Origin of the sequence: Methylobacterium sp. CCH7-A2, from assembly GCF_001557075.1 — a bacterium.
Taxonomy (GTDB): domain Bacteria; phylum Pseudomonadota; class Alphaproteobacteria; order Rhizobiales; family Beijerinckiaceae; genus Allobosea; species Allobosea massiliensis.
In genome coordinates, this window is the sequence record NZ_LSKN01000072.1 from 1 (window position 1) to 257 (window position 257).

1 protein-coding gene is annotated in these 257 nt (G+C 69.3%); it reads right to left on the minus strand.

The annotated features are described in order from the left end of the window. Positions 1–243, minus strand: a 243-nt coding sequence (locus AX750_RS25385) for an NAD(P)-binding protein (RefSeq protein WP_197432795.1), incomplete at its 3' end; no start/stop codon positions are given. Positions 244–257 lie beyond the last annotated feature (14 nt).

Below are 257 nucleotides of genomic sequence, written 5' to 3' on the forward strand. Positions count from 1 at the left end.
GCTCATGCCGGGCACGCCGACATGATCCTCGCCCCAACGGGCGACCAGCCCGCCCACCATCAGGCTCTCGACGAGGGCAACAAATCGCGGACCGCGCGCGGTAAAGTATTGTGCCCCATGATCGAACCGGAAGCCGCCGGCTCGACGCGTCGCCATGCGCCCGCCGAGGCCGCGGCTCTTGTCGAATACGGTCACCAATCTGCCGGCGTCGCTCAGCCGGCGTGCGGCGGCAAGCCCAGCCATTCCGGCGCCGATGA